Source organism: Escherichia sp. SCLE84 (assembly GCF_012584495.1).
In the GTDB taxonomy this organism is placed as follows: domain Bacteria; phylum Pseudomonadota; class Gammaproteobacteria; order Enterobacterales; family Enterobacteriaceae; genus ECMA0423.
This window is the reverse complement of the sequence record NZ_CP051430.1, coordinates 1,958,479-1,981,877: the sequence shown is the minus strand read 5'-3', so window position 1 is coordinate 1,981,877 and position 23,399 is coordinate 1,958,479. Positions and strand designations below refer to the sequence as shown.

26 protein-coding genes are annotated in these 23,399 nt (G+C 51.2%); 10 read left to right on the top strand and 16 right to left on the bottom strand.

All coding sequences use genetic code 11. The features are described from left to right. Positions 1-10 precede the first annotated feature (10 nt). A complete protein-coding gene (gene yajD, locus HGD79_RS09835) occupies positions 11-358 on the top strand; it encodes an HNH nuclease YajD (protein WP_000974813.1) in 348 nt (115 codons plus the stop codon). A 176-nt stretch (positions 359-534) separates the two neighbouring features. Here yajD and tsx read toward each other — a convergent pair whose 3' ends face one another. Together tsx and HGD79_RS09825 are read right to left on the bottom strand one after the other, a co-directional pair. Next, on the bottom strand, positions 535-1,419 hold the full coding sequence (gene tsx / locus HGD79_RS09830) for a nucleoside-specific channel-forming protein Tsx (protein ID WP_001295328.1): 885 nt from the start codon (positions 1,417-1,419) through the stop codon (positions 535-537). A gap of 298 nt (positions 1,420-1,717) precedes the next feature. Beyond that, positions 1,718-2,257, bottom strand: coding sequence for a DUF3251 domain-containing protein (locus HGD79_RS09825; protein WP_001295327.1), 540 nt, complete (start codon positions 2,255-2,257; stop codon positions 1,718-1,720). A gap of 150 nt (positions 2,258-2,407) precedes the next feature. On the opposite strand from HGD79_RS09825, the gene nrdR reads away from it, so the two are divergent. From nrdR to pgpA, 6 genes are all read left to right on the top strand, one after another. Further along, positions 2,408-2,857, top strand: a complete 450-nt coding sequence (gene nrdR / locus HGD79_RS09820) for a transcriptional regulator NrdR (protein ID WP_000543535.1) — start codon at positions 2,408-2,410, stop codon at positions 2,855-2,857. A 3-nt stretch (positions 2,858-2,860) separates the two neighbouring features. Continuing rightward, a complete protein-coding gene (ribD, locus tag HGD79_RS09815) occupies positions 2,861-3,964 on the top strand; it encodes a bifunctional diaminohydroxyphosphoribosylaminopyrimidine deaminase/5-amino-6-(5-phosphoribosylamino)uracil reductase RibD (RefSeq protein WP_001150472.1) in 1,104 nt (367 codons plus the stop codon). Between the two features lie 88 nt (positions 3,965-4,052). After that, positions 4,053-4,523, top strand: a complete 471-nt coding sequence (gene ribE / locus HGD79_RS09810) for a 6,7-dimethyl-8-ribityllumazine synthase (protein WP_001021161.1) — start codon at positions 4,053-4,055, stop codon at positions 4,521-4,523. A gap of 19 nt (positions 4,524-4,542) precedes the next feature. Next, positions 4,543-4,962 (top strand): transcription antitermination factor NusB, encoded by a 420-nt coding sequence (gene nusB / locus HGD79_RS09805; RefSeq protein WP_000801125.1) that lies wholly within the window; start codon positions 4,543-4,545, stop codon positions 4,960-4,962. A 77-nt stretch (positions 4,963-5,039) separates the two neighbouring features. Then, positions 5,040-6,017: a thiamine-phosphate kinase gene (thiL, locus tag HGD79_RS09800; RefSeq protein WP_000742089.1), complete on the top strand. Its 978-nt coding sequence runs from the start codon at positions 5,040-5,042 to the stop codon at positions 6,015-6,017. After that, complete coding sequence (pgpA, locus tag HGD79_RS09795) at positions 5,995-6,513, top strand: phosphatidylglycerophosphatase A (RefSeq protein WP_000154044.1); 519 nt, start codon at positions 5,995-5,997, stop codon at positions 6,511-6,513. Before thiL ends, pgpA begins: the two co-directional genes overlap by 23 nt. A 53-nt stretch (positions 6,514-6,566) precedes the next feature. Here pgpA and yajO read toward each other — a convergent pair whose 3' ends face one another. Genes yajO through xseB form a run of 4 tightly spaced genes read right to left on the bottom strand, consistent with a single transcriptional unit; the run spans position 6,567 to position 10,624 of the window. Next, the gene (gene yajO / locus HGD79_RS09790) at positions 6,567-7,541 is read right to left on the bottom strand and encodes a 1-deoxyxylulose-5-phosphate synthase YajO (protein WP_001199813.1); all 975 of its coding nucleotides are present in this window, start codon (positions 7,539-7,541) and stop codon (positions 6,567-6,569) included. A gap of 54 nt (positions 7,542-7,595) precedes the next feature. Next, entirely contained in the window at positions 7,596-9,458 is a 1,863-nt protein-coding gene (dxs, locus tag HGD79_RS09785; RefSeq protein WP_000006806.1) for a 1-deoxy-D-xylulose-5-phosphate synthase, read from the bottom strand. A 24-nt stretch (positions 9,459-9,482) separates the two neighbouring features. Continuing rightward, positions 9,483-10,382, bottom strand: coding sequence for a (2E,6E)-farnesyl diphosphate synthase (gene ispA, locus HGD79_RS09780; RefSeq protein WP_000347235.1), 900 nt, complete (start codon positions 10,380-10,382; stop codon positions 9,483-9,485). Further along, positions 10,382-10,624 carry an exodeoxyribonuclease VII small subunit gene (gene xseB / locus HGD79_RS09775; protein ID WP_001124935.1) on the bottom strand — a complete coding sequence of 81 codons (243 nt, stop codon included), beginning with the start codon at positions 10,622-10,624 and terminating at the stop codon, positions 10,382-10,384. The genes ispA and xseB overlap by 1 nt, the downstream gene beginning before the upstream one ends. Positions 10,625-10,829: 205 nt before the next feature. On the opposite strand from xseB, the gene thiI reads away from it, so the two are divergent. Then, positions 10,830-12,278 carry a tRNA uracil 4-sulfurtransferase ThiI gene (thiI, locus tag HGD79_RS09770; protein ID WP_000668690.1) on the top strand — a complete coding sequence of 483 codons (1,449 nt, stop codon included), beginning with the start codon at positions 10,830-10,832 and terminating at the stop codon, positions 12,276-12,278. A gap of 53 nt (positions 12,279-12,331) precedes the next feature. On the opposite strand, the gene yajL is transcribed toward thiI, so the two are convergent. Together yajL and panE are read right to left on the bottom strand one after the other, a co-directional pair. Continuing rightward, complete coding sequence (gene yajL, locus HGD79_RS09765; protein WP_001276309.1) at positions 12,332-12,922, bottom strand: protein deglycase YajL; 591 nt, start codon at positions 12,920-12,922, stop codon at positions 12,332-12,334. Then, complete coding sequence (panE, locus tag HGD79_RS09760) at positions 12,885-13,796, bottom strand: 2-dehydropantoate 2-reductase (RefSeq protein WP_000705874.1); 912 nt, start codon at positions 13,794-13,796, stop codon at positions 12,885-12,887. Before panE ends, yajL begins: the two co-directional genes overlap by 38 nt. A gap of 167 nt (positions 13,797-13,963) precedes the next feature. On the opposite strand from panE, the gene yajQ reads away from it, so the two are divergent. Further along, complete coding sequence (yajQ, locus tag HGD79_RS09755) at positions 13,964-14,455, top strand: nucleotide binding protein YajQ (protein WP_001138904.1); 492 nt, start codon at positions 13,964-13,966, stop codon at positions 14,453-14,455. A gap of 127 nt (positions 14,456-14,582) precedes the next feature. Here the strand turns inward: yajQ and HGD79_RS09750 are convergent, their stop codons facing one another. After that, positions 14,583-15,947 carry an MFS transporter gene (locus HGD79_RS09750; RefSeq protein ID WP_001000960.1) on the bottom strand — a complete coding sequence of 455 codons (1,365 nt, stop codon included), beginning with the start codon at positions 15,945-15,947 and terminating at the stop codon, positions 14,583-14,585. A gap of 407 nt (positions 15,948-16,354) precedes the next feature. Here HGD79_RS09750 and HGD79_RS09745 point away from each other — a divergent pair, with 407 nt between their 5' ends. Continuing rightward, positions 16,355-17,290 (top strand): tetratricopeptide repeat protein, encoded by a 936-nt coding sequence (locus HGD79_RS09745; protein WP_001297127.1) that lies wholly within the window; start codon positions 16,355-16,357, stop codon positions 17,288-17,290. A 55-nt stretch (positions 17,291-17,345) separates the two neighbouring features. On the opposite strand, the gene HGD79_RS09740 is transcribed toward HGD79_RS09745, so the two are convergent. The 7 genes from HGD79_RS09740 to cyoA all read right to left on the bottom strand — a co-directional run bounded on the left by HGD79_RS09740 (position 17,346) and on the right by cyoA (position 23,163). Then, positions 17,346-17,888: a GNAT family N-acetyltransferase gene (locus HGD79_RS09740; RefSeq protein WP_000227784.1), complete on the bottom strand. Its 543-nt coding sequence runs from the start codon at positions 17,886-17,888 to the stop codon at positions 17,346-17,348. Continuing rightward, positions 17,872-18,183 carry a DUF1778 domain-containing protein gene (locus tag HGD79_RS09735; RefSeq protein ID WP_001297137.1) on the bottom strand — a complete coding sequence of 104 codons (312 nt, stop codon included), beginning with the start codon at positions 18,181-18,183 and terminating at the stop codon, positions 17,872-17,874. The genes HGD79_RS09740 and HGD79_RS09735 overlap by 17 nt, the downstream gene beginning before the upstream one ends. 184 nt (positions 18,184-18,367) lie before the next feature. Then, positions 18,368-19,258 carry a heme o synthase gene (gene cyoE / locus HGD79_RS09730; RefSeq protein WP_000971336.1) on the bottom strand — a complete coding sequence of 297 codons (891 nt, stop codon included), beginning with the start codon at positions 19,256-19,258 and terminating at the stop codon, positions 18,368-18,370. A gap of 11 nt (positions 19,259-19,269) precedes the next feature. Then, complete coding sequence (locus HGD79_RS09725) at positions 19,270-19,599, bottom strand: cytochrome o ubiquinol oxidase subunit IV (protein ID WP_000019869.1); 330 nt, start codon at positions 19,597-19,599, stop codon at positions 19,270-19,272. Beyond that, positions 19,599-20,213, bottom strand: a complete 615-nt coding sequence (locus tag HGD79_RS09720) for a cytochrome o ubiquinol oxidase subunit III (RefSeq protein WP_000179821.1) — start codon at positions 20,211-20,213, stop codon at positions 19,599-19,601. Before HGD79_RS09720 ends, HGD79_RS09725 begins: the two co-directional genes overlap by 1 nt. Continuing rightward, positions 20,203-22,194 (bottom strand): cytochrome o ubiquinol oxidase subunit I, encoded by a 1,992-nt coding sequence (cyoB, locus tag HGD79_RS09715; RefSeq protein WP_168848377.1) that lies wholly within the window; start codon positions 22,192-22,194, stop codon positions 20,203-20,205. The genes HGD79_RS09720 and cyoB overlap by 11 nt, the downstream gene beginning before the upstream one ends. 21 nt (positions 22,195-22,215) lie before the next feature. After that, on the bottom strand, positions 22,216-23,163 hold the full coding sequence (gene cyoA / locus HGD79_RS09710) for a cytochrome o ubiquinol oxidase subunit II (RefSeq protein ID WP_001239441.1): 948 nt from the start codon (positions 23,161-23,163) through the stop codon (positions 22,216-22,218). Positions 23,164-23,399 lie beyond the last annotated feature (236 nt).

Below are 23,399 nucleotides of genomic sequence, written 5' to 3'. Positions count from 1 at the left end.
GTAACTCTTCATGGCTATCATCCCAAAAAACTATGCGCGGTTAGAAAGCGGCTATCGCGAAAAAGCATTAAAAATATATCCGTGGGTCTGCGGTCGCTGTTCCCGCGAGTTTGTTTATTCCAACCTGCGTGAACTTACTGTTCACCACATTGATCACGACCATACCAATAACCCGGAAGATGGCAGTAACTGGGAATTGCTTTGTCTCTATTGCCACGATCATGAGCATTCGAAATATACCGAAGCGGATCAGTATGGTACGACCGTTATCGCAGGGGAAGATGCGCAGAAAGATGTCGGTGAAGCGAAGTACAACCCATTCGCTGACCTGAAAGCGATGATGAACAAGAAGAAGTGATTAAAACGTAAAATTGCCTGATGCGCTACGCTTATCAGGACTACGTTATTTCAGCAATATATTGAATTTACGTGCTTTTGTGGGTCGGACAAAGCGTTTACGCCGCATCCGGCATGAACAAAGCGCACGTTGTTAACAATCTGAAATGCCGGGAATAAATCCCGGCATTTTCATAATCAGAAGTTGTAACCTACAACCAGGTAACCACCCCAGCCGGTAGAGCGAACGTTGAAGTTGCCGTTGCCGAAGTTCAGTTCTGCATCGTCGTTCCACTGACCACCGTCGTGCCAGTAACGAGCTACGACAGAGTAGTGCCAGTGATCGTAGTTCAGAGCCAGAATATGGCTGGAAGCGATAGAGTTATTAGTACGGGTCTTAATACCGTTGATTGCGTTACCGCTGTCATCCCCTAAATCGGAACCCCAGTCGAAGTTGGTGAAGCCGATGTAGCTCAGCTGACCGCCCCACAGATCGGTAATCGGCACAAAGTATTTAATTTTGAAACGGTAACCGTCCCACTCGTTTTCGTTCGCTGCGCCATAGTTCTGCCACTGGTATTTCGCATAGACGTTCATGGACAGGCTCATCGGCAGACCAGTATCGATGTCGGTACCCAGACCCATGTACCAGGTGCTCTGGCGACCATCTTTATTACGACCCATGTCGTAAATGTAGTTGTTCGCGAAGTACCACTCTTTGAACGGACCGAAGCTAAGGTCAGTATTGGTCAGCTTGTCGATGGAGAAACGTGGTTCGATTTCCATAAACAGCGGAGAACCGTGGTTCCAGATACCTTTAGCATCGGAGTTACCGCCGAAGAATACCGGCGCATCCGCATAACCATAGAAGTCGAACCAGTCTTTTTTAGCGAATGCTTCGTACTCAAGGTAGGTATCGTTGCGGATCTGCGGTCCGAAACGGGTGTGATAGCTTCCGACAACGTTAACGCTCTGGTGCCACCAGTCGGAAAGATACTGCGGTTTGTCGTTTTCAGCTGCGTTGACAGTAAAAGACGAAGAGAGCGCCAGTACCGCACCGGCTGCCAGTAATGTTTTTTTCATATGTATGCCACTGTTTGAAAATCCCTTGCGGGAGTGAAAAAGGCGCAAATTGCGTTTCTAAATATTTCGTATACAGAGGAGCCTATTATAAAAATCATTGCTCACAAAAATATGTTTCGTTTCACAGTTCTATCATTTACGTAATCGATTGCGTTCACGTTTACACACATTCGGGCAGGGATTGTACTGACTTTCACCCTTGTTGCAAACTTTTACTATCAATCAGGGTGATGTAAGCGGAGTAACAAAATGACGGGGAAAGATGTTGCGAGACGCACAAAATCGCCCCGAAATACGTTTACTGCATAACAGGTTGAATATCGTGGATACGTACGAAGTCTAACTGTTCTACAGAAATACCCTTTAACTGTAACGGAATATCAACATCGCTGGGGGCGAGGACGCTGGCAGGGGCATTAATCAATTGATTCTGCACATTGATTTCCTGAAAGTTGTCTATTGTTCCCTGAATTTGCCCATATTCAACAGTTCCGCTGAATGCGGGCAAGGGATCATTCGACTCGCCCTGAATACGTAGCGTCAGGGTGGTGCCATCTGCATCAGGCGTAATATTCACCAGCGACATACGTAAAGTACCGATCTGGCTTTCCAGTCTTGCCGGTGTTTTCGCTCCTGGCAGAAGGTAAACCCCACTGCTGGATTTTGCATTCAGCCTGTTTTGCTGAGTGATTTTGACCGTTTCTTTATTGAGTTGCGTCATCTCTTGGTTCAGCGTGCTGACGCTGTGTTTCATCTGTCGCACTTCGCTCTGCTGCACACAGGCGCTAAGGCTGAACAGGCTTCCCAGCAGGAGCAGTCGAAAAACGTTAGTATTCATAGGTCGTCCCTTTCTCGTCGCAATTAGCCTAATGGTAGAGGGTAAAAGCAGCGAAAGCATCGATCCTTTATCTCAAAAGCGTTGCGCCTTTGTTGTATCGTCAGTTCAGGGTAAAATAGATTTCTGTTAACCACCTGGTCAGGACGCCGTATGCATTGCCCATTCTGTTTCGCCGTGGACACTAAGGTAATTGACTCTCGTCTCGTGGGCGAGGGTTCATCCGTACGCCGCCGTCGGCAGTGTCTGGTGTGTAATGAACGTTTCACCACCTTTGAAGTGGCGGAGCTGGTTATGCCGCGTGTTGTAAAAAGCAACGACGTGCGTGAACCGTTTAATGAAGAGAAATTGCGTAGCGGAATGCTGCGGGCGCTGGAAAAACGTCCGGTGAGTTCCGATGACGTCGAAATGGCAATCAATCATATTAAATCGCAGCTGCGCGCCACCGGTGAGCGCGAAGTGCCGAGCAAGATGATTGGCAATCTGGTGATGGAGCAATTGAAAAAGCTCGATAAAGTCGCCTATATCCGTTTTGCCTCTGTCTACCGCAGTTTCGAAGATATCAAAGAATTTGGCGAAGAGATCGCGCGCCTGGAGGACTAAGCCGTGCAGGACGAGTATTACATGGCGCGGGCGCTAAAGCTGGCGCAACGAGGACGTTTTACCACGCATCCCAACCCGAATGTCGGGTGCGTCATTGTCAAAGATGGCGAAATTGTCGGTGAAGGTTACCACCAACGTGCGGGTGAACCACATGCCGAAGTACACGCGTTGCGTATGGCGGGTGAAAAAGCCAAAGGTGCGACCGCCTATGTCACACTCGAACCCTGTAGCCATCATGGTCGTACGCCACCGTGCTGTGACGCACTCATCGCCGCTGGCGTAGCGCGCGTGGTTGCCTCGATGCAAGATCCTAACCCGCAGGTCGCTGGGCGTGGACTTTACCGTCTGCAACAGGCTGGCATTGACGTCAGCCACGGGCTGATGATGAGTGAAGCCGAGCAATTGAATAAAGGCTTTCTCAAGCGGATGCGCACCGGCTTTCCTTATATTCAGTTAAAACTTGGCGCATCGCTTGATGGCCGCACGGCGATGGCGAGCGGCGAAAGCCAGTGGATCACTTCGCCTCAGGCGCGGCGCGACGTACAACGACAGCGCGCACAAAGTCATGCCATTTTAACCAGCAGCGCCACGGTGCTGGCGGATGATCCAGCCTTAACAGTGCGTTGGTCTGAACTGGATGAACAAACTCAGGCGCTCTACCCGCAACAAAATCTCCGCCAGCCAGTACGTATTGTGATTGATAGCCAAAATCGCGTGACGCCGGAACATCGCATTGTGCAGCAGCCCGGCGAAACCTGGTTCGCGCGTACGCAGGAAGATTCTAGTGAGTGGCCGGAAACGGTGCGTACCTTGCTGATTCCAGAGCATAAAGGTCATCTGGATCTGGTTGTACTGATGATGCAACTGGGTAAACAGCAAATTAACAGCATCTGGGTGGAAGCGGGGCCAACGCTCGCTGGCGCATTGCTGCAGGCGGGTTTAGTCGATGAGCTGATTGTCTATATCGCACCTAAACTATTAGGCAGCGACGCCCGCGGATTATGCACGCTGCCAGGGCTTGAGAAATTAGCCGACGCCCCCCAATTTAAATTCAAAGAGATACGTCATGTAGGCCCGGATGTTTGCCTGCATTTAGTGGGTGCATGATCTCCCGGCTCGAAAGGGAAGCAGCGCACGAAATATTATGCTAAAATCCGCCCCCCTGCGGGGCCATACTCGAACCCGAAGGAAGAAAATGAACATTATTGAAGCTAACGTTGCTACCCCGGACGCTCGCGTCGCCATCACCATCGCGCGTTTCAACAACTTTATCAATGACAGCCTGCTGGAAGGTGCAATTGACGCACTGAAACGTATCGGTCAGGTAAAAGATGAAAACATTACCGTTGTTTGGGTGCCTGGTGCCTATGAGCTGCCGCTGGCGGCGGGTGCACTGGCTAAAACCGGTAAATACGACGCGGTGATTGCGCTGGGTACGGTTATTCGTGGTGGCACTGCCCACTTTGAATATGTCGCTGGTGGTGCAAGCAACGGCCTGGCGCATGTTGCCCAGGACAGCGAAATTCCGGTTGCTTTTGGGGTTCTGACCACTGAAAGCATTGAACAAGCGATCGAACGTGCTGGCACCAAAGCTGGCAACAAAGGTGCAGAAGCTGCACTGACCGCGCTTGAAATGATTAATGTATTGAAAGCCATCAAGGCCTGAAATTAGTAAGGGGAAATCCGTGAAACCTGCTGCTCGTCGCCGCGCTCGTGAGTGTGCCGTCCAGGCGCTCTACTCCTGGCAGTTGTCCCAGAACGACATCGCTGATGTTGAATACCAGTTCCTGGCTGAACAGGATGTAAAAGACGTTGACGTCCTGTACTTCCGTGAGCTGCTGGCCGGGGTGGCGACTAACACCGCATACCTCGACGGACTGATGAAGCCATACCTGTCCCGCCTGCTGGAAGAACTGGGACAGGTAGAAAAAGCAGTACTGCGCATTGCGCTGTACGAGCTGTCTAAACGTAGCGATGTGCCATACAAAGTGGCCATTAACGAAGCGATCGAACTGGCGAAATCGTTCGGCGCAGAAGACAGCCATAAGTTCGTCAACGGCGTACTCGATAAAGCAGCACCTGTGATTCGCCCTAACAAAAAGTGATATCCAGGCCGGTAGATTCACGGAAGACCGTTCCGCGATCGCCGGCCTTTTCTTTTTTACCTGCTGAGGCATAACGTATGGCATGTGGCGAGTTCTCCCTGATTGCCCGTTATTTTGACCGTGTAAGAAGTTCTCGTCTTGATGTCGAACTGGGCATCGGCGACGATTGCGCTCTTCTCAATATCCCCGAGAAACAGACCCTGGCGATCAGCACTGATACGCTGGTGGCGGGCAACCACTTCCTCCATGATATCGATCCTGCTGATCTGGCGTATAAAGCACTGGCGGTGAACCTAAGCGATCTGGCAGCGATGGGGGCCGATCCGGCCTGGCTGACGCTGGCATTAACCTTACCGGACGTAGACGAAGCGTGGCTTGAGTCCTTCAGCGACAGTTTGTTTGATCTTCTCAATTATTACGATATGCAACTCATTGGCGGCGATACCACGCGTGGGCCATTATCAATGACGTTGGGTATCCACGGCTTTGTTCCGATGGGACGAGCCTTAACGCGCTCTGGAGCGAAACCGGGTGACTGGATCTATGTGACCGGTACACCGGGCGATAGCGCCGCCGGGCTGGCGATTTTGCAAAACCGTTTGCAGGTTGCCGATGCTAAAGATGCGGACTACTTGATCAAACGTCATCTCCGTCCATCGCCGCGTATTTTACAGGGACAGGCACTGCGCGATCTGGCAAATTCAGCTATCGATCTCTCTGACGGTCTGATTTCCGATCTCGGGCATATCGTGAAAGCCAGCGACTGCGGCGCACGTATTGACCTGGCATTGCTGCCGTTTTCTGATGCGCTTTCTCGCCATGTTGAACCGGAACAGGCGCTGCGCTGGGCGCTCTCTGGCGGTGAAGATTACGAGTTGTGTTTCACTGTGCCGGAACTGAACCGTGGCGCGCTGGATGTGGCTCTCGGACACCTGGGCGTACCGTTTACCTGTATCGGGCAAATGACCGCCGATATCGAAGGGCTTTGTTTTATTCGTGACGGCGAACCTGTCACGTTTGACTGGAAAGGATATGACCATTTTGCCACGCCATAAAGATGTCGCGAAAAGTCGCCTGAAGATGAGTAATCCGTGGCATCTGCTTGCTGTCGGATTCGGAAGTGGATTAAGCCCAATCGTTCCTGGCACGATGGGATCGCTGGCAGCGATTCCGTTCTGGTATCTGATGACCTTTTTACCCTGGCAGCTCTACTCGCTGGTGGTGATGTTGGGGATCTGTATCGGCGTCTATCTTTGTCATCAAACGGCGAAAGATATGGGCGTGCACGATCACGGCAGCATTGTCTGGGACGAATTTATTGGTATGTGGATCACGCTCATGGCGCTGCCGACCAATGACTGGCAGTGGGTTGCCGCCGGGTTTGTGATTTTCCGTATTCTGGATATGTGGAAGCCGTGGCCGATCCGCTGGTTTGATCGCAATGTACATGGCGGCATGGGGATCATGATCGACGATATTGTCGCCGGGGTGATTTCCGCAGGCATCCTGTACTTTATCGGTCATCACTGGCCGCTGGGTATTCTGTCGTAGTTGTGCACCGATGCCTGATGTGACGCTTGTCACGTCTCATCAGGCCTGGACTCTTATTTAAATCCTACGACCGCATGCGGTTTATACGGCGTTTCCAGTTCGGCAATCTGTTCTGGCTTCAAAGTGATATCCACCGCGTTCAGCAGCTCATCAAGCTGTTCTTCCCGCGATGTACCGATAATCGGTGCGGCAATGCCCGGTTTACTCAACAACCAGGCCAGCGCAACTTGTGCTCGTGTTGCACCGAGTTCTTCACTGACGCCCGTTAACCGCTCTGCGATCTGCGCGTCATTTTCATCGCTTTCTTTATAGAGATTTCTCCCCACCTCATCAGACACCAGTCGTGCGGTAGTTTCTCCCCACGGACGCGTCAGTCGCCCCCGCGCCAGCGGGCTCCACGGAATCACCGCCACGCCCTCCTGATAACACAGAGGCAGCATCTCGCGCTCTTCTTCGCGATAAATCAGATTGTAGTGATCCTGCATACTGATAAACTGCGCCCAGCCGTGCTGTTTTTGTAGCTTCAGGGCCTGAGCAAACTGCGAAGCGTGCATGGATGACGCGCCGATATAACGCGCTTTCCCGGCTTTTACCACGTCGTTCAGGGCTTCCAGCGTCTCTTCGATCGGCGTGTTGTAATCCCAGCGATGAATTTGCAGGATATCGACATAATCCATGCCGAGACGGCGCAGGCTGTCGTCGATAGAGCGCAAAATTTGTGCACGGGATAATCCTTCCGGTAAATCACCAACGCGATGGAACACTTTCGTCGCAACGACCACGTCTTCACGACGGGCGAAATCCCGCAGTGCGCGACCAACGATCTCTTCGCTGCTGCCATCGGAATAGCTATTGGCGGTATCAAAGAAATTTATGCCGCCTTCCAGCGCGCGTTTAATGATGGGACGGCTACTCTCTTCCGGCAGTGTCCATGCGTGATTACCACGATCTGGCTCGCCAAAGGTCATACAGCCGAGGCAAAGTCGGGAAACGCGAAGGTCGGTTTTTCCTAAGGGGTTGTATTGCATGCTGCCACTCCTGCCATGAATAATTTCTTAAGCATAGCAGGAGTGGAGTAGGGATTATGCCAGCCAGGCCTTGATTTTGGCTTCCATACCGGCGGCATCGAGGCCGAGTTCGGCGCGCATTTCTTCCTGAGTTCCTTGTGGAATAAAGAAGTCAGGCAGGCCAATGTTCAGCACGGGTACTGGTTTACGATGGGCCATTAGCACTTCGTTCACGCCGCTGCCTGCGCCGCCCATAATGGCGTTTTCTTCTACGGTGACCAGCGCTTCATGGCTGGCGGCCATTTCCAGAATTAACGCTTCATCAAGCGGTTTCACAAAACGCATATCGACCAGCGTAGCGTTCAGCGATTCAGCGACTTTCGCCGCGTCTGGCATCAGCGTACCAAAGTTAAGGATCGCCAGTTTCTCGCCACGACGCTTCACAATGCCTTTGCCAATTGGCAGTTTTTCCAGCGGCGTCAGTTCCACGCCAACCGCGTTACCGCGCGGGTAGCGCACCGCGGACGGGCCGTCGTTATAGTGATAGCCGGTATAGAGCATCTGGCGACATTCGTTTTCATCGCTCGGGGTCATAATGACCATTTCCGGTATACAGCGCAGGTAAGAGAGGTCAAAAGCGCCCTGATGGGTTTGACCGTCAGCACCAACAATGCCCGCGCGGTCGATGGCGAACAGGACCGGGAGCTTTTGAATCGCCACGTCATGCAGCACCTGATCATAGGCGCGTTGCAGGAAAGTGGAGTAAATCGCGACAATGGGTTTGTACCCACCAATCGCCAGACCGGCGGCAAAGGTCACCGCGTGTTGCTCGGCGATTGCCACGTCGAAGTAACGATCCGGGAATTTACGTGAAAACTCGACCATGCCGGAACCTTCACGCATCGCCGGAGTAATCGCCATCAGCTTGTTGTCTTTCGCTGCCGTTTCGCACAACCAGTCGCCAAAGATTTTTGAATAGCTCGGCAAACCGCCGCTACTTTTCGGCAAACAACCGCTGGAGGGATCAAATTTAGGCACGGCGTGGAAAGTGATGGGGTCTTTTTCTGCCGGTTCATAACCACGACCTTTTTTGGTCATGATATGCAGGAACTGCGGGCCTTTCAGGTCGCGCATGTTCTTCAGCGTGGTGATAAGCCCCAGCACATCGTGACCGTCAACCGGGCCGATGTAGTTAAAGCCCAGCTCTTCAAACAACGTGCCAGGCACTACCATGCCTTTAATATGTTCTTCGGTACGTTTGAGCAGCTCTTTAATTGGCGGAACGCCAGAGAAAACTTTTTTCCCGCCTTCGCGCAGCGAAGAGTAAAGCTTACCGGAAAGCAGCTGTGCCAGATGGTTATTGAGCGCGCCGACATTTTCGGAAATCGACATTTCATTGTCGTTGAGGACCACCAGCATATCAGGACGGATATCGCCCGCGTGATTCATCGCTTCAAACGCCATGCCAGCGGTAATCGCGCCATCGCCAATGACACAGACGGTGCGGCGATTTTTGCCTTCTTTCTCGGCAGCAACCGCAATACCAATTCCGGCACTGATGGAGGTTGATGAATGCCCGACGCTTAATACGTCATATTCGCTTTCGCCGCGCCACGGGAACGGGTGCAGGCCGCCTTTCTGACGGATGGTGCCGATTTTGTCGCGGCGTCCGGTCAAAATTTTATGCGGATAAGCCTGATGCCCCACATCCCAAATCAATTGGTCAAACGGGGTGTTGTAGACATAGTGCAGCGCCACGGTCAGTTCGACCGTGCCCAGCCCGGAGGCGAAGTGCCCGCTGGAACGGCTCACGCTGTCGAGTAAATAGCGGCGCAGTTCGTCGCAGAGTTTCGGTAAACTCTCTTTCGGCAACAGTCGTAACTCCTGGGTGGAGTCGACCAGTGCCAGGGTCGGGTATTTGGCAATATCAAAACTCATCAGGGGCCTATTAATACTTATTGTTTATTTATTACGCTGGATGATGTAGTCCGCTAGCGCTTCCAGTGCCGAGGTATCGAGTGATTGTTCAGCCAGTTGTTTCAGCGACTGGCGGGCATCGTCGATCAGATCCCGGGCTTTCTTCCGGGCTTGCTCAAGACCCAGAAGTGCAGGGTAGGTACTTTTACCAAGTTGCTGGTCGGCACCCTGGCGTTTTCCCAACGTTGCAGTATCTCCTACCACATCCAGGATGTCATCCTGAACCTGGAAGGCAAGGCCGATGCTCTCTGCGTACTTGTCGAGTACTGGCAGAGCACGACGCCCTTTATCTCCGGCGCTTAATGCACCAAGGCGAACGGCGGCGCGAATCAATGCGCCGGTTTTATGACGATGAATACGCTCAAGCGCGTCCAGAGGTACGTGTTTGCCTTCCGCGTCTAAATCTAATGCCTGACCACCGCACATTCCGGCAATACCGCTGGCGCTCGCCAGTTCAGAAATCATCGAAATTCTGTCGCGATCCGACACTTCCGGCATATTGGCATCGCTTAGAATCGAGAACGCCAGCGTTTGTAAAGCGTCGCCAGCGAGAATCGCGTTTGCTTCGCCAAACTTCACATGGCAGGTCGGCAAACCGCGACGCAGATCGTCATCATCCATCGCCGGTAAATCATCATGAATTAATGAGTAAGCGTGGATACACTCTACGGCGGCAGCGGGTGCGTCCAGCGTGTTTGTGCTAACGCCAAACATATGACCGGTGGCATAAACCAGGAAGGGTCGCAGACGCTTACCACCTAATAATGCGCCATACTGCATGGTTTCGACCACGGGAGTGTTCTGAAAGGGCAGTGGGGCGATAAAACGGCTCAGCGCCTGGTTGGCCTGCTTAACGCAGGCTTCGAGTTGCTGCGGAAAGTCCATTACTCATTGTCCGGTGTAAAAGGGGTTAGAGAGGCGTCTTCATTGTCAGACAGCAGAATTTGTACGCGCTGTTCGGCTTGTTGTAATTTGGCCTGCCCCTGACGTGCCAGCTGCACGCCGCGTTCGAACTCGTTCAGCGCCTCTTCCAGCGGCAGGTCGCCACTTTCCAGACGGGTTACAATCTGTTCCAGCTCGCTCAGCGCCTTTTCAAAGCTGGCGGGAGCCTCATTTTTCTTCGGCATAATGAATGTCTGACTCTCAATATTTTTCGCCCCGTCATGGTAACGGACTCAGGGCAAATAGCAAATAACGCGCAATGGTAAGGTGATGTGCGCAGCAAAGCGATGTTAGTGGTATACTTCCGCGCCTGGATGCAGCCGCAGGTGTGGGCTGCTGTATTTTTCCCTATACAAGTCGCTTAAGGCTTGCCAACGAACCATTGCCGCCATGAAGTTTATCATTAAATTGTTCCCGGAAATCACCATCAAAAGCCAATCTGTGCGCTTGCGCTTTATAAAAATCCTTACCGGGAACATTCGTAACGTTTTAAAGCACTATGATGAGACGCTCGCTGTCGTCCGCCACTGGGATAACATCGAAGTTCGCGCAAAAGATGAAAACCAGCGTCTGGCTATTCGCGACGCCCTGACCCGTATTCCGGGTATCCACCATATTCTCGAAGTCGAAGACGTGCCGTTTACCGACATGCACGATATTTTTGAGAAAGCGTTGGTTCAGTATCGCGATCAGCTGGAAGGCAAAACCTTCTGCGTACGCGTGAAGCGCCGTGGCAAACATGATTTTAGCTCGATTGATGTGGAACGTTACGTCGGCGGCGGTTTAAATCAGCATATTGAGTCCGCGCGCGTGAAGCTGACCAATCCGGAAGTGACTGTCCATCTGGAAGTGGAAGACGATCGTCTCCTGCTGATTAAAGGCCGCTACGAAGGTATTGGCGGTTTCCCGATCGGCACCCAGGAAGATGTGCTGTCGCTCATTTCCGGTGGTTTCGACTCCGGTGTTTCCAGTTATATGTTGATGCGTCGCGGCTGCCGCGTGCATTACTGTTTCTTTAACCTTGGCGGCGCGGCGCATGAAATTGGCGTGCGTCAGGTGGCGCATTATCTGTGGAACCGTTTTGGCAGCTCCCACCGCGTGCGTTTTGTCGCTATTAATTTCGAACCGGTCGTTGGGGAAATTCTCGAGAAAATCGACGACGGTCAGATGGGCGTTATCCTCAAACGTATGATGGTGCGTGCCGCGTCTAAAGTGGCTGAACGTTACGGCGTACAGGCGCTGGTCACCGGCGAAGCGCTCGGCCAGGTGTCCAGTCAGACGCTGACCAACCTGCGCCTGATTGATAACGTCTCTGACACGCTGATCCTGCGTCCGCTGATTTCTTACGACAAAGAGCACATCATCAACCTGGCCCGCCAGATTGGCACTGAAGACTTTGCTCGCACGATGCCAGAATATTGTGGCGTGATCTCCAAAAGCCCGACGGTGAAAGCGGTTAAATCGAAGATTGAAGCGGAAGAAGAGAAGTTCGACTTCAGTATTCTCGATAAAGTGGTTGAGGAAGCGAATAACGTTGATATCCGCGAAATCGCCCAGCAGACCGAGCAGGAAGTGGTGGAAGTGGAAACCGTCAATGGCTTTGGCCCGAACGACGTGATCCTCGATATCCGTTCTGTCGATGAGCAGGAAGATAAGCCGCTGAAGGTTGAAGGTATCGACGTGGTTTCTCTGCCGTTCTATAAACTGAGCACCAAATTTGGCGATCTCGACCAGAACAGAACCTGGCTACTGTGGTGTGAGCGCGGGGTGATGAGCCGTCTGCAGGCGCTCTATCTGCGCGAGCAGGGCTTTAACAATGTGAAGGTGTATCGCCCATAATTTGTGGTTTTTACGTCGCATCTGGTCAGATGCGACGTTTGCCGCATCCGACACTACTCGTAATAATTATAAATCCCTGCCGCCATCACCAGTTGTGATGCCACTTCATGGGCTTTCTCGCGCCCAACCAGCAGGTCGATAATTTTCAGACCAAAATCAATAGCCGTACCCGGCCCCTGGCTGGTCAGCAATTTTACCCGTGCATCCCAGACGACGCGCTTGTCCTGCCATTGTTCGGCGGGAATTTTGTCTTTCAGCGTCGGGAAGCCGGTCATATTGCCAATCGGGAAGATATCGTGCGGTACCAGCACGGTGGCTGGCGCGGCGCAAATAGCCGCGACGATACGCCCGGAACGGTGGAACTGTTTAACGGTTTCAACCAGCAGGGTACTATCGCGAAAACACTCTGCGCCTTTAATGCCACCAGGCAGTACGATCACGTCATATTCGCCATCAGCCACCTCGACCAGCGGCGCATCCGCCAGCAGCTTCACGCCGCGCGAGCAGGTAATGGCCAGGTTGCCATCGCTGGCGACGCTGGCAGTGGTGACTTTGATACCGCCGCGAACCAGCAGATCGATAGTGGTGACGGCTTCAGTCTCTTCACTACCAGGGGCGAGGCAAACCAGTGCCGATGCGCTCATATTCACTCTCCTTTCTTTTTACCATTTCAAACAGGCGGGTGTTTTCCGGTACGGCAATCCCATGCGCGCGGGCGCGGCGTAAGAGAAAACCATTGATATAGTCGATTTCGGTGTGGCGCAGCGCGCGGATATCCTGCAACATCGACGAGATATTTTCCGCTGTGGCATCAATCACCTGCATCACGTAATCACGCAAATCTTCTGCTGAAGTATGATGCCCTTCGCGCTCGATCACTGCCGCGACTTCTTCGCATATCTGCATAATTTCTTGCGGATGATGACGTAATTCACCATTCGGGCAATTCCAGATGGCGGTCAGTGGATTAATCACACAGTTGACGGCCAGCTTGCGCCACAGCTCGGCGCGAATATTGTTATGCCAGGCAACGTCAGGCAACACGGTTTGCAAAATATCCGCCAGATAACTGTAATCGCCATCCTGTTGCCGTGCCGGACCAATATGCGTGATTCCGTTTGCCACATGAATAATGACATTGCCGTCGCGGCGGGCGGCATGGGTGGTGGTGCCCATCAGTAATGGCTGCTGAATGTTTTGCAACTCTTCGATGGTGCCCATGCCGTTGTGAATTAACAGTATTGGCGTGGTTACAGGCAGTGTGGACGCGAGGCTTTTGACGGCATCGTAAACCTGCCATGCTTTCAGCGTCACCAGGAGCAGATCGCTGGTGGCAAGAAAATCGGGATCGTTGGCGGTCAGCGATTCGTTAAATATCGAACCATCAGTCTCAACCAGATTCACACTACAATAAGGTTGCGGTACGCGCAGCCAGCCCTGAACTTCGTGACCCTGTTTACAAAGTGCTGTAAGCCATAATTGCCCTAAGGCACCGCATCCCAATACGGTAATTTTCATTGTTCCTCCTCACCCGCAACCACTCCGGGTGTTCAATAAGGCTATCCCTTAATTGTGCATGCTGTTGCGACTATGCACAATTAAGGGATACGTCCTGGTGCAGGACTGTTGGTTATTTAACTTTGCAGGTATTATGCTTCGCATCAAAAATGAAGGGAGAGGAAAAGATGCCATCTTTCGATATTGTCTCTGAAGTTGATCTTCAGGAAGCACGTAACGCGGTCGATAACGCGAGTCGCGAAGTGGAGTCCCGTTTTGACTTCCGTAACGTTGAAGCCTCATTTGAGCTGAACGACGCCAGCAAAACCATCAAAGTGTTGAGCGAGTCCGACTTCCAGGTCAATCAGTTGCTGGATATTCTGCGTGCCAAGCTGCTGAAGCGCGGCATTGAAGGCAGTTCACTGGATGTACCGGAAAATATCGTTCATAGCGGTAAAACCTGGTTTGTGGAAGCGAAACTGAAACAGGGCATTGAGAGCGCGACCCAGAAGAAAATCGTCAAGATGATCAAAGACAGCAAACTGAAAGTGCAGGCGCAAATTCAGGGCGATGAAATCCGCGTAACGGGCAAATCTCGTGATGATTTGCAGGCTGTCATGGCGATGGTACGTGGTGGCGATCTCGGTCAGCCGTTCCAGTTCAAAAACTTCCGCGATTAATCGCGACTATGTGCGTTTTGTTCATGTCAGATGCGGCATGAACGCCTGATTCGGCCTACAAAGGTTTGTAATTCAGAAACTTTGTAGGCCTGATAAGCGTAGCGCAGCAGGCAATTCGCCGCGTTTTTTATGCCTGACGAATTGCCTGTTCTATCTCAAAGCGATTCGTCACTTTGCTGTCGATTTTCACATAAGCTGAATGTTCTTCTTCTGCAATCAACACTTCTTTGATGCCTTCAGTTTCTAGCAAACGCACTTTTAACGCCTCGTTTGCGGCAATGTTCGCCGGGATTTCAATGCGCAAACTGCTGACATACGGCGGTTCTTTCATGGTACTGGCGACTGTCAGCCACACTGCGGCCAGCATTGCGCCAGCGAGAAATACCCCCTGACCGTCAAACATGCCGTCAATCCAGCCGCCCAGCGAACCGCCAATCGCCACGCCAAGAAACTGGCTGGTGGAGTAAACACCCATCGCCGTACCTTTGTAACCTGCTGGCGACTCTTTACTGATAAGTGAGGGCAGGAGGGCTTCCATCAAATTAAACGCCACAAAGAAAAGCTGCACGCCGACCACCAGTTGCCAGAACTGCGTTTGCGCGTTCCACAACACAATTTCCGCAACCACGATCAACCCGACGCAGAAGACAAAGACTTGCTTCATTTTGCGCTTAACTTCAGCGTAGATAATGAAAGGCACGACCGAGCCAAAGGCGATTAGCATTGTCGCCAGATAGACCTTCCAGTGTTCAGCCGCCGGGAACCCTGCATCAGCCAGTTGTCCGGGCAGGGCAACAAACGTCGACATCAGCAAAATATGCAGACACATAATGCCAAAGTTGAGTTTCAGCAGCCGCGGTTCCGCCAGCACTTTACTGAAACTGCCTTTCACCATTCCGGACTCACGATTAAGTACGTGAGTGCTACTGTTGGGCACAACCCAAATGGTCAACGCAATGCCGGTCGTTGCCAGAATAGCGATCATCCAGAACAGCGCGTGCAGCCCAAGTTTGTGAGTGATGATCGGGCCAAGCACCATCGCAATAGCAAAGGTAATGCCAAAGCTCACGCCGATAAACGCCATTGCTTTGGTACGGTTTTGTTCGCGCGTGAGATCGGAAAGCAGCGCCATAACGGCAGCGGCAATTGCTCCAGAGCCTTGTAGCGCCCGGCCCAGAATAATTCCCCAGATGGAGTCGGAAAGCGCAGCGATAACGCTACCGGCGGCAAACACCGCCAGCCCACCGACAATTAATGGTTTGCGACCAATGCGGTCGGAAAGCAGGCCAAACGGAATCTGAAAAACGGCCTGAGTCAGACCATAAATACCAATGGCAATACCGATTAATGCTTCGCTGGCACCTTGCAGAGCCATGCCGTACGTGGTCAGAACCGGCAGAACCATAAACATGCCCAGCATGCGCAACGAGAATACGGTCCCTAAACCCCAGGTCGCGCGCCTCTCACCTGGCGTCATTTTATAATCGTTCATTACCACCCCTTAAAAAAATGCCCACATAGTGTAGTGCGGAGCGCATGTTGGGTAAACAGAGTGTTAATGAGAAAATATTACAGAGGAGAGTAATTTGTGTGTCAGGTATGTTTTTTTGCATTCATAAAATGAATGCTCTATATGTTGAAAAAATGAATTTTAAAACTAAATAGTTTTACATCAAAAAAGTAATAATATCATTTCTTGATTGCCATGTGCATTTTTTATCTTACGAATATGCTAGTTTTATCTCACTAAATAAACGATTTGGTGACATGGATGATAATGTTTCAGGCTAAATGTGTGCTTATTATTTGGACCTTTATGGCACTGTATTTATTCATTAAATGGATATTTGGTGGTTAATTATTATGGAAATATATGACAGTGAGGACATAAAGGTATACATGTTAACTAAAAGAATATTATTTTCTGTAATGCTGATAGTTTCACCAAGCGTGGTGGCCAGCGAGAAAGCGCATGAATTGTATGACAGCATATACGGTGGTAAACCTGCTCCCGATGTTATAAATACACTGCATAAAATGGCTGAATCGGGAGATATCGACGCGCAGAGCCTGTTAGGCTGGGAATATTATCAGCCTCGTTATGATACCAAACCTGATGTTCAGGAAGCGATTAAATGGTTCGAGTTAGCGGCTAAACAAGGTGACAGAGAAGCTCCGTTAGCGCTGGGGGGTATCTACTACGACGGTGAGCAGGTGCGGGTGGATTATGCCAAAGCGTATGCACTATTTAATCAGGCCGCGCAGCACGGTGTGAATTTAGCATGGTCCAGGTTGGGCATTATGTACGCCAATGGTCAGTATGTTGAGGTAGATTGTAAGAAAGCGAAGGAATATCTTGATAAAGGTGTCCACATTTATGGTGGCCCGGAAGACTTTCTGGCTACTTGTCGAAAAGACATGATTGACAGAAAAACGGTTGACGATACGTTACCCGTGATTACGGTTACCCGTTCTGGGATGCGAGATAATTTTTTAGATAAAGGTTTTTCCTGCATGGATAGCCTCTTCGCCACCACCAATAAATTAGGCGAAGTGGCCAATCTTCGCGTGACATTCAGCATTCGTCGCCCATCCGGTAAGGAGATTAACCAAACGGTTGGCTTCGCGCCTTTCGGTTTAAACCGGCTGAATATTAGCTTTACTGATTACCTATTTGGTTCATTTACCAGTAATTCGTCTCTTATTCTTTATAAACCGGAATTTGAGCGAAAATCTTGTGCAACTGTAAGGACCACAATCGTTGCCGCAACGGCAACCATTAACGGCAAGGATGTGGAGTTGCTGAAAGCGGGGGCAATTGAACAAAAGTGGTAACGCTGCTCAGCCCCCGGCTGAGGCAAAACTTGCCCTGGCGGGTGGCGATAATAATCTAAGCCGCGAGAATATGCTGAATCGCCAAAAACATAGGTACAGCACCAAAAGCATTTGGTGTCGCTGAAAGCTGAACAAAGCCGAGACGAGCATAAAAATTAATGGCGGCAGGGTCAGCATCAAGATAAACCCCTTTAATTGGTAATGCCTGGTGAATTATTTTTACATGTTCAAAAAAATCACATAGTAGGTCCTGACCAAAGCCCCGCTTTTGATACTTCCGTGCTACCCCCAACATGACTAATCTGACAACACCAATTTCTGAAGGTTGTGAACCCTGAAGGACGCCAGAAACGCGTTGTTTTTCCAGCGAATATGCCGTAAAAGTACAGATGCCGATCAGTTCACCACTTTGTCTGTCAATAAGTGCTTTAGCCGCACAGTCGCTATTACGCACACTTTTCTTTAGCGATGCGCGTACAAATTTATCGATAACAGGGTTACCGCAATCAAACTGTTTTTGCCCAGGATAAGTAATATCAGACTGATAATTACAGGAGAGGACTATGGGCAGAGTAATCTCTTCATGCTTGTCGACCATCGCTGTTTTTCCTTTTCATTAACGCCTTGAGGGCGAGCGTCGGTTGAGCAGGTTCAGCGATGAGTTGGTTCATCAGTTCCCAGCTTTGATTCGAAAGCTCACGGCGACGTTGGTTATCAAGCACACTTTCGGCGCGTTCCATAGCAGCGCTCAAAATAAAAGCGCTTAAATCTACCCCAACGGCTTGCGCAGCTTCACGAAGTTTGTTTTTGGCGTCGGGACTAGTTTTGAGTTCGACCCGCGCATTTTTCAGCGTTTTATCGACATCGGGTAGAGTGGCTGTTTTTCCAGGCATTATGACCTCTTTGATTAACTGAATGAAATCGTAGGGAGTCGATCTCATACATAATACGGCTATCAACCGTATGATTAATTTATGTTCATCTGCTCACTCTGTCAAGACATACGGTTATTAGCCGTATCTCTGATCTCAGACAATAAAAAAGGTGCCGTAGCACCTTTTTAATAGAGAGGTTTTGTTACCACACAGCAGCCAGCAGCGTATGCGAGTCCGGTACCATAAAATCAACGGACATCATCACCGAGAGGGCAGTGATGGCGATGATAGAGAAGCCGAACAGCTTGCGCGCCCAGATTCTGTCATCAGCAACTTTATAACCGCGCAGAGCCATACCTAACCACCAGACGCTAACCGCCGCGGCGACCACCAGATATTTATATCCAGCGTAACCGCCAAGAGAGAGCATCAGCGTGGCAACGGCAAAGGCGATGATATACAGCGTGATGTGATTCTTCGCCACCGAAATGCCTTTTACCACTGGCAATACCGGAATGTTTGCCGCCTGGTAATCCTTAAAGCGGAAAATGGCGATGGCATAGGAGTGAGGCATCTGCCACAGGCTGAAGATAGCCAGCAGGATCGCTGCGCCGCTATCGAACTCGCCGGTTACTGCACAGTAGCCAATCACCGGCGGCGCAGCGCCGGAGAGCGAACCAATCAATGTGCCGTAGACTGAGTGGCGTTTCATGTACAGGCTATAGACGCCGACATAAACCACAAAGCCCATCACCCCCAGCCAGCAGGCCAGCGGATTCGCGCCAAACCACAGCAGCATAAAGCCAGCAATACCCAGCAAGGTGGCGTACACCAGCGAGACAGCAGGAGAGATCAGGCCTTTAACCAGCACCCGATTCTTCGTCCTTTCCATCTTTCTGTCGATATCCCTGTCGATGTAGTTGTTAAACACACAACCCGACGCCACAACCAGTGACACCCCAACCAGCGTGTAGATAAACAGGGGATAATCAATGCTGCCCTTTGAGGCCAGCAGGAATCCCCCAATCACCGAGATCAGGTTGCCAAAGATGATGCCTGGTTTCGTTACTTGCAGGTATTGCTTAAACATCATAACCGCCGCTCTTAGTGCATCATCATGTTGTAGTTGAGGTTCCACATAATCCAGATGGAGCCTACAACCAGGATAGCGATGATTAGCACGGTGAAGACAAACGCCGTCATGTTCCAGCCTTCATCTGATTTGGTATTCATGTGCAGGAAGCACACCAGATGCACCAGAACCTGTACCACTGCCATTGCCAGGATTGTTCCCAGAATTACGGCCGGAGAGGCAGCCCCTGTCATCACCATCCAGAACGGAATCACCGTCAGAATGATCGACAGGATAAAGCCTGTCATGTAGGTTTTTACGCTGCCATGGGACGCGCCGCTGTGATCGGTAGAATGACTCATTACATCGCCCCCATCAGATAAACAACAGTGAACACACAGATCCAAACCACATCCAGGAAGTGCCAGAACAGGCTCAGGCACATGATGCGGGTACGGTTAGTGCTGGTCAGGCCGCGACGAGCGATTTGCACCATCAGCACCGCCATCCAGATAAGACCAGAAGTGACGTGCAGACCGTGCGTGCCGACCAGCGCAAAGAACGCTGACAGGAAGCCGCTGCGCTCCGGACCCATGCCGTTAACAATCAGGTGATGGAATTCATAGATTTCCATCCCGATAAATCCGGCACCAAACAACCAGGTCAACGCCAGCCAGGAGATAACCTGGCTTTTGTTGTTTTTGTACATGGCGATAGCCGCCATGCCGTAGGTGATGGAGCTGAACAACAGCAAGAAAGTTTCAACCAGAACGAACGGCAGTTCGAAAATGTCCTTACCTGTCGGGCCGCCTGCGGTGCCGTTCACCAGAACGGCATAGGTAGCAAACAAGATTGAGAACAGAATGCAGTCGCTCATCAGGTAGATCCAAAATCCGAAGATTTTGGTTCCGCCTGCATCGTGGTGCCCGTGTTCGTGCGCGTGGGCAGTCGCGTGCGTCAAAGTATCAGTTGCCATTTTTCAGCCCTGCCTTAGTAATCTCATCGAAATGCTGGTTTTCCAGTTTTTCGATTTCTGCCACCGGCACGTAGTAATCCACGTCCTCGTCGAAGCTTTTCACGATCCAGGTGATGATCATGCCTGCGAAGCCAACAATCGCCAGCCACCAGATATGCCAGATCATGGCGAAACCGAAGATGGTGGAGAAAGCTGCAATGACGATACCTGCACCGCTGTTTTTCGGCATATGAATTTCTTCATAGTGGTCAGGCTTTTTATACGCTTCGCCTTTCTCTTTCATTTCCCAGAATGCATCACGCTCGTGAACGTGCGGCACAACGGCAAAGTTATAGAACGGAGGCGGGGAAGAGGTTGCCCACTCCAGCGTACGGCCACCCCACGGGTCGCCAGTCAGGTCACGGTTCTGGTCGCGGTCGCGAATAGAAACGTACATCTGAATAACGAGGCAGAGAATACCCAGCGCAATCAGTACTGCACCGCTAGCTGCAATCATCAGCATGGTGTGGAACTGCGGGTCAATCTGCTGGCTCAAACGACGGGTCATGCCCATGAAGCCCAGCGCATACAGCGGCATAAAGGCAACGAAGAAGCCGATGATCCAGAACCAGAACGCGCGTTTACCCCAGGTTTCATTCAGTTTGAAACCGAAGGCTTTAGGCCACCAGTAGGTCATCCCTGCGAAGCAGCCGAAGACCACGCCGCCGATGATCACGTTATGGAAGTGCGCAATCAGGAACAGGCTGTTATGCAGAACGAAGTCCGCGCCCGGTACTGCCAGCAGCACGCCAGTCATCCCGCCCACCGAGAAAGTGACGATAAAACCGATGGTCCACAGCATCGCAGAATGGAACACGATGCGGCCCTGATACATGGTGAACAGCCAGTTGAAGATCTTCACCCCGGTCGGGATGGCGATAATCATTGTGGTGATACCAAAGAAGGCGTTTACGTTCGCGCCCGCACCCATCGTAAAGAAGTGGTGCAGCCAAACGATGAACGACAGCACGGTGATACAGACGGTTGCCCATACCAGCGAGGTATAACCAAACAGACGTTTACGCGAGAAGGTTGCCGCAATTTCGGAGAACACACCGAAAACAGGCAGGATCAGGATGTAAACTTCCGGGTGGCCCCAGGCCCAAATCAGGTTGATGTACATCATCATGTTGCCACCCATATCGTTGGTAAAGAAATGGGTGCCCAGATAGCGATCCATGGTCAACAACGCGACGGTAACCGTCAGAATTGGGAAGGAAGCAATAATCAGTACGTTCGCGCACAGTGATGCCCAGGTAAATACTGGCATCTTGAACATGGTCATGCCCGGTGCGCGCATCTTCAGAATGGTAACGAAGAAGTTGATACCGGTAAGCGTCGTACCTATACCGGATAGCTGGAGACTCCATATCCAGTAATCGACACCGACTCCCGGACTGTACTCTATTCCCGATAGCGGTGGATAGGCCAGCCAGCCGGTCTGCGCAAATTCGCCCACGCCGAGAGAAACGTTAACCAGAATCACACCAACAACAGTAAACCAGAAGCTTAAGTTGTTGAGGAACGGGAACGCAACGTCACGCGCGCCGATCTGCAGCGGAACCACCAGGTTCATCAGACCGATAACGAAAGGCATCGCCACGAAGAAGATCATAATCACGCCGTGCGCGGTGAAGATCTGATCGTAGTGGTGAGGTGGCAGGAAGCCCGCTTCGCCCGCCGAGGCAAGAGCCTGCTGGCTACGCATCATAATGGCGTCAGCAAAACCACGCAGCAACATCACAATCGCCACGATGATATACATGATACCGAGGCGTTTATGGTCGACGGAGGTCAGCCACTCTTTCCACAGGTAGGTCCACTTACCGAAGTAAGTGATCAGGCCAACGAGCGCCAGACCTCCCAAAATAATGCCAGCGATCGTAACCATGACGATAGGTTCATGGAACGGGACTGCATCAAGTGATAATTTTCCGAACATCTTTATTCTTCCTCAACCCCTTTAATGGGCGGATTCCGCGTGGCTCATGTCCATGCCTTCCATACCTTCGTGTGCACTGTGCTCACCTTCTGGCTGGGTCATGTCCATGCTCTTACCGTGAGCCATAAACTTGTTAATCACATCGGCAAATAAGTCTGGTTTCACGTTGGAGAAATATTCCACCTGGTTGTATTCGCTAGGCGCGGCCAGTTTTTCGAACGCTGCCATGTCAGACATGGTGTTCGGCGACTGTTTCGCTTTTGCGACCCACTGGTCGAATTCGGCGCGATCCGGTGTTGCAATAGCTTTGAACTTCATGCCTGAGAAGCCCGGGCCGCTGTAGCTGGCGGAGATACCGTCATAAGTACCGGGTTCGTTGGCGATCAGATGCAGGCGAGTCTGCATACCGGCCATGGCATAAATCTGGCTACCCAGACGCGGAATGAAGAAGGAGTTCATCACGGAGTTGGAGGTCACTTTGAAGTACACCGGAGTGTTCGCCGGGAAAGCGATTTCATTCACGGTAGCAATGCCCTGTTCCGGGTAGATGAAGAACCATTTCCAGTCCATGGAAACCACTTCGATGGTAATGGGCTTCTCGTCGTGTGCCAGCGGCTTGCTAGGCTCAAGAGCGTGAGTGGTTTTCCAGGTCAGTACCGCAAGGAAGATGATGATTAAGATAGGTACCGTCCAGACCACAGCTTCCACTTTATTGGAGTGTGACCAGTTCGGGCTGTACTTAGCATCTTTATTGCTCGCACGGTACTTCCAGGCGAAACCAACAGCCATCAAGATTGCGGGAATAACGACAATCAACATCAGGCCAAATGCCGTCAGTATCAGTGAACGTTGCTCCAGACCAATCTGTCCTTTGGGATCTAACAGCGCAGAATTACAGCCACTGAGCAATACAGTGCCTGCAAATAATGACAACCATCCCAAACTTTTATTGTATTTCCTGAGTCTCATTTAACGACCTCAATTCCACGGGATCTGGTGGCGTTTAAAGTGTGTGGGCATTTTACGGGAAGGTTACATTACTGTAAACATGATTAAATTCCTGTTACTTGGATTTGGCTGTCAGGTCACATATGTTGCAAAACATATCAAGTTGATTTTAAGAAGCTGTTGCAAAAGGGCGTTATAACGAAAGGGGAGTGCAGAAGGAGTTTGGACGGGCAATTGGTATAACCAATATGGAATAA

Excerpts from the sequence above, each read along its gene's own strand:
- yajD (WP_000974813.1), top strand. The coding sequence starts at position 11 with ATGGCTATCATCCCAAAAAACTATGCGCGGTTAGAAAGCGGCTATCGC.
- tsx (WP_001295328.1), bottom strand. The coding sequence starts at position 1,419 with ATGAAAAAAACATTACTGGCAGCCGGTGCGGTACTGGCGCTCTCTTCG.
- HGD79_RS09825 (WP_001295327.1), bottom strand. The coding sequence starts at position 2,257 with ATGAATACTAACGTTTTTCGACTGCTCCTGCTGGGAAGCCTGTTCAGC.
- nrdR (WP_000543535.1), top strand. The coding sequence starts at position 2,408 with ATGCATTGCCCATTCTGTTTCGCCGTGGACACTAAGGTAATTGACTCT.
- ribE (WP_001021161.1), top strand. The coding sequence starts at position 4,053 with ATGAACATTATTGAAGCTAACGTTGCTACCCCGGACGCTCGCGTCGCC.
- thiL (WP_000742089.1), top strand. The coding sequence starts at position 5,040 with ATGGCATGTGGCGAGTTCTCCCTGATTGCCCGTTATTTTGACCGTGTA.
- pgpA (WP_000154044.1), top strand. The coding sequence starts at position 5,995 with ATGACCATTTTGCCACGCCATAAAGATGTCGCGAAAAGTCGCCTGAAG.
- yajO (WP_001199813.1), bottom strand. The coding sequence starts at position 7,541 with ATGCAATACAACCCCTTAGGAAAAACCGACCTTCGCGTTTCCCGACTT.
- dxs (WP_000006806.1), bottom strand. The coding sequence starts at position 9,458 with ATGAGTTTTGATATTGCCAAATACCCGACCCTGGCACTGGTCGACTCC.
- ispA (WP_000347235.1), bottom strand. The coding sequence starts at position 10,382 with ATGGACTTTCCGCAGCAACTCGAAGCCTGCGTTAAGCAGGCCAACCAG.
- xseB (WP_001124935.1), bottom strand. The coding sequence starts at position 10,624 with ATGCCGAAGAAAAATGAGGCTCCCGCCAGCTTTGAAAAGGCGCTGAGC.
- thiI (WP_000668690.1), top strand. The coding sequence starts at position 10,830 with ATGAAGTTTATCATTAAATTGTTCCCGGAAATCACCATCAAAAGCCAA.
- yajL (WP_001276309.1), bottom strand. The coding sequence starts at position 12,922 with ATGAGCGCATCGGCACTGGTTTGCCTCGCCCCTGGTAGTGAAGAGACT.
- panE (WP_000705874.1), bottom strand. The coding sequence starts at position 13,796 with ATGAAAATTACCGTATTGGGATGCGGTGCCTTAGGGCAATTATGGCTT.
- yajQ (WP_001138904.1), top strand. The coding sequence starts at position 13,964 with ATGCCATCTTTCGATATTGTCTCTGAAGTTGATCTTCAGGAAGCACGT.
- HGD79_RS09750 (WP_001000960.1), bottom strand. The coding sequence starts at position 15,947 with ATGAACGATTATAAAATGACGCCAGGTGAGAGGCGCGCGACCTGGGGT.
- HGD79_RS09745 (WP_001297127.1), top strand. The coding sequence starts at position 16,355 with ATGTTAACTAAAAGAATATTATTTTCTGTAATGCTGATAGTTTCACCA.
- HGD79_RS09740 (WP_000227784.1), bottom strand. The coding sequence starts at position 17,888 with ATGGTCGACAAGCATGAAGAGATTACTCTGCCCATAGTCCTCTCCTGT.
- HGD79_RS09735 (WP_001297137.1), bottom strand. The coding sequence starts at position 18,183 with ATGCCTGGAAAAACAGCCACTCTACCCGATGTCGATAAAACGCTGAAA.
- cyoE (WP_000971336.1), bottom strand. The coding sequence starts at position 19,258 with ATGATGTTTAAGCAATACCTGCAAGTAACGAAACCAGGCATCATCTTT.
- HGD79_RS09725 (WP_000019869.1), bottom strand. The coding sequence starts at position 19,599 with ATGAGTCATTCTACCGATCACAGCGGCGCGTCCCATGGCAGCGTAAAA.
- HGD79_RS09720 (WP_000179821.1), bottom strand. The coding sequence starts at position 20,213 with ATGGCAACTGATACTTTGACGCACGCGACTGCCCACGCGCACGAACAC.
- cyoB (WP_168848377.1), bottom strand. The coding sequence starts at position 22,194 with ATGTTCGGAAAATTATCACTTGATGCAGTCCCGTTCCATGAACCTATC.
- cyoA (WP_001239441.1), bottom strand. The coding sequence starts at position 23,163 with ATGAGACTCAGGAAATACAATAAAAGTTTGGGATGGTTGTCATTATTT.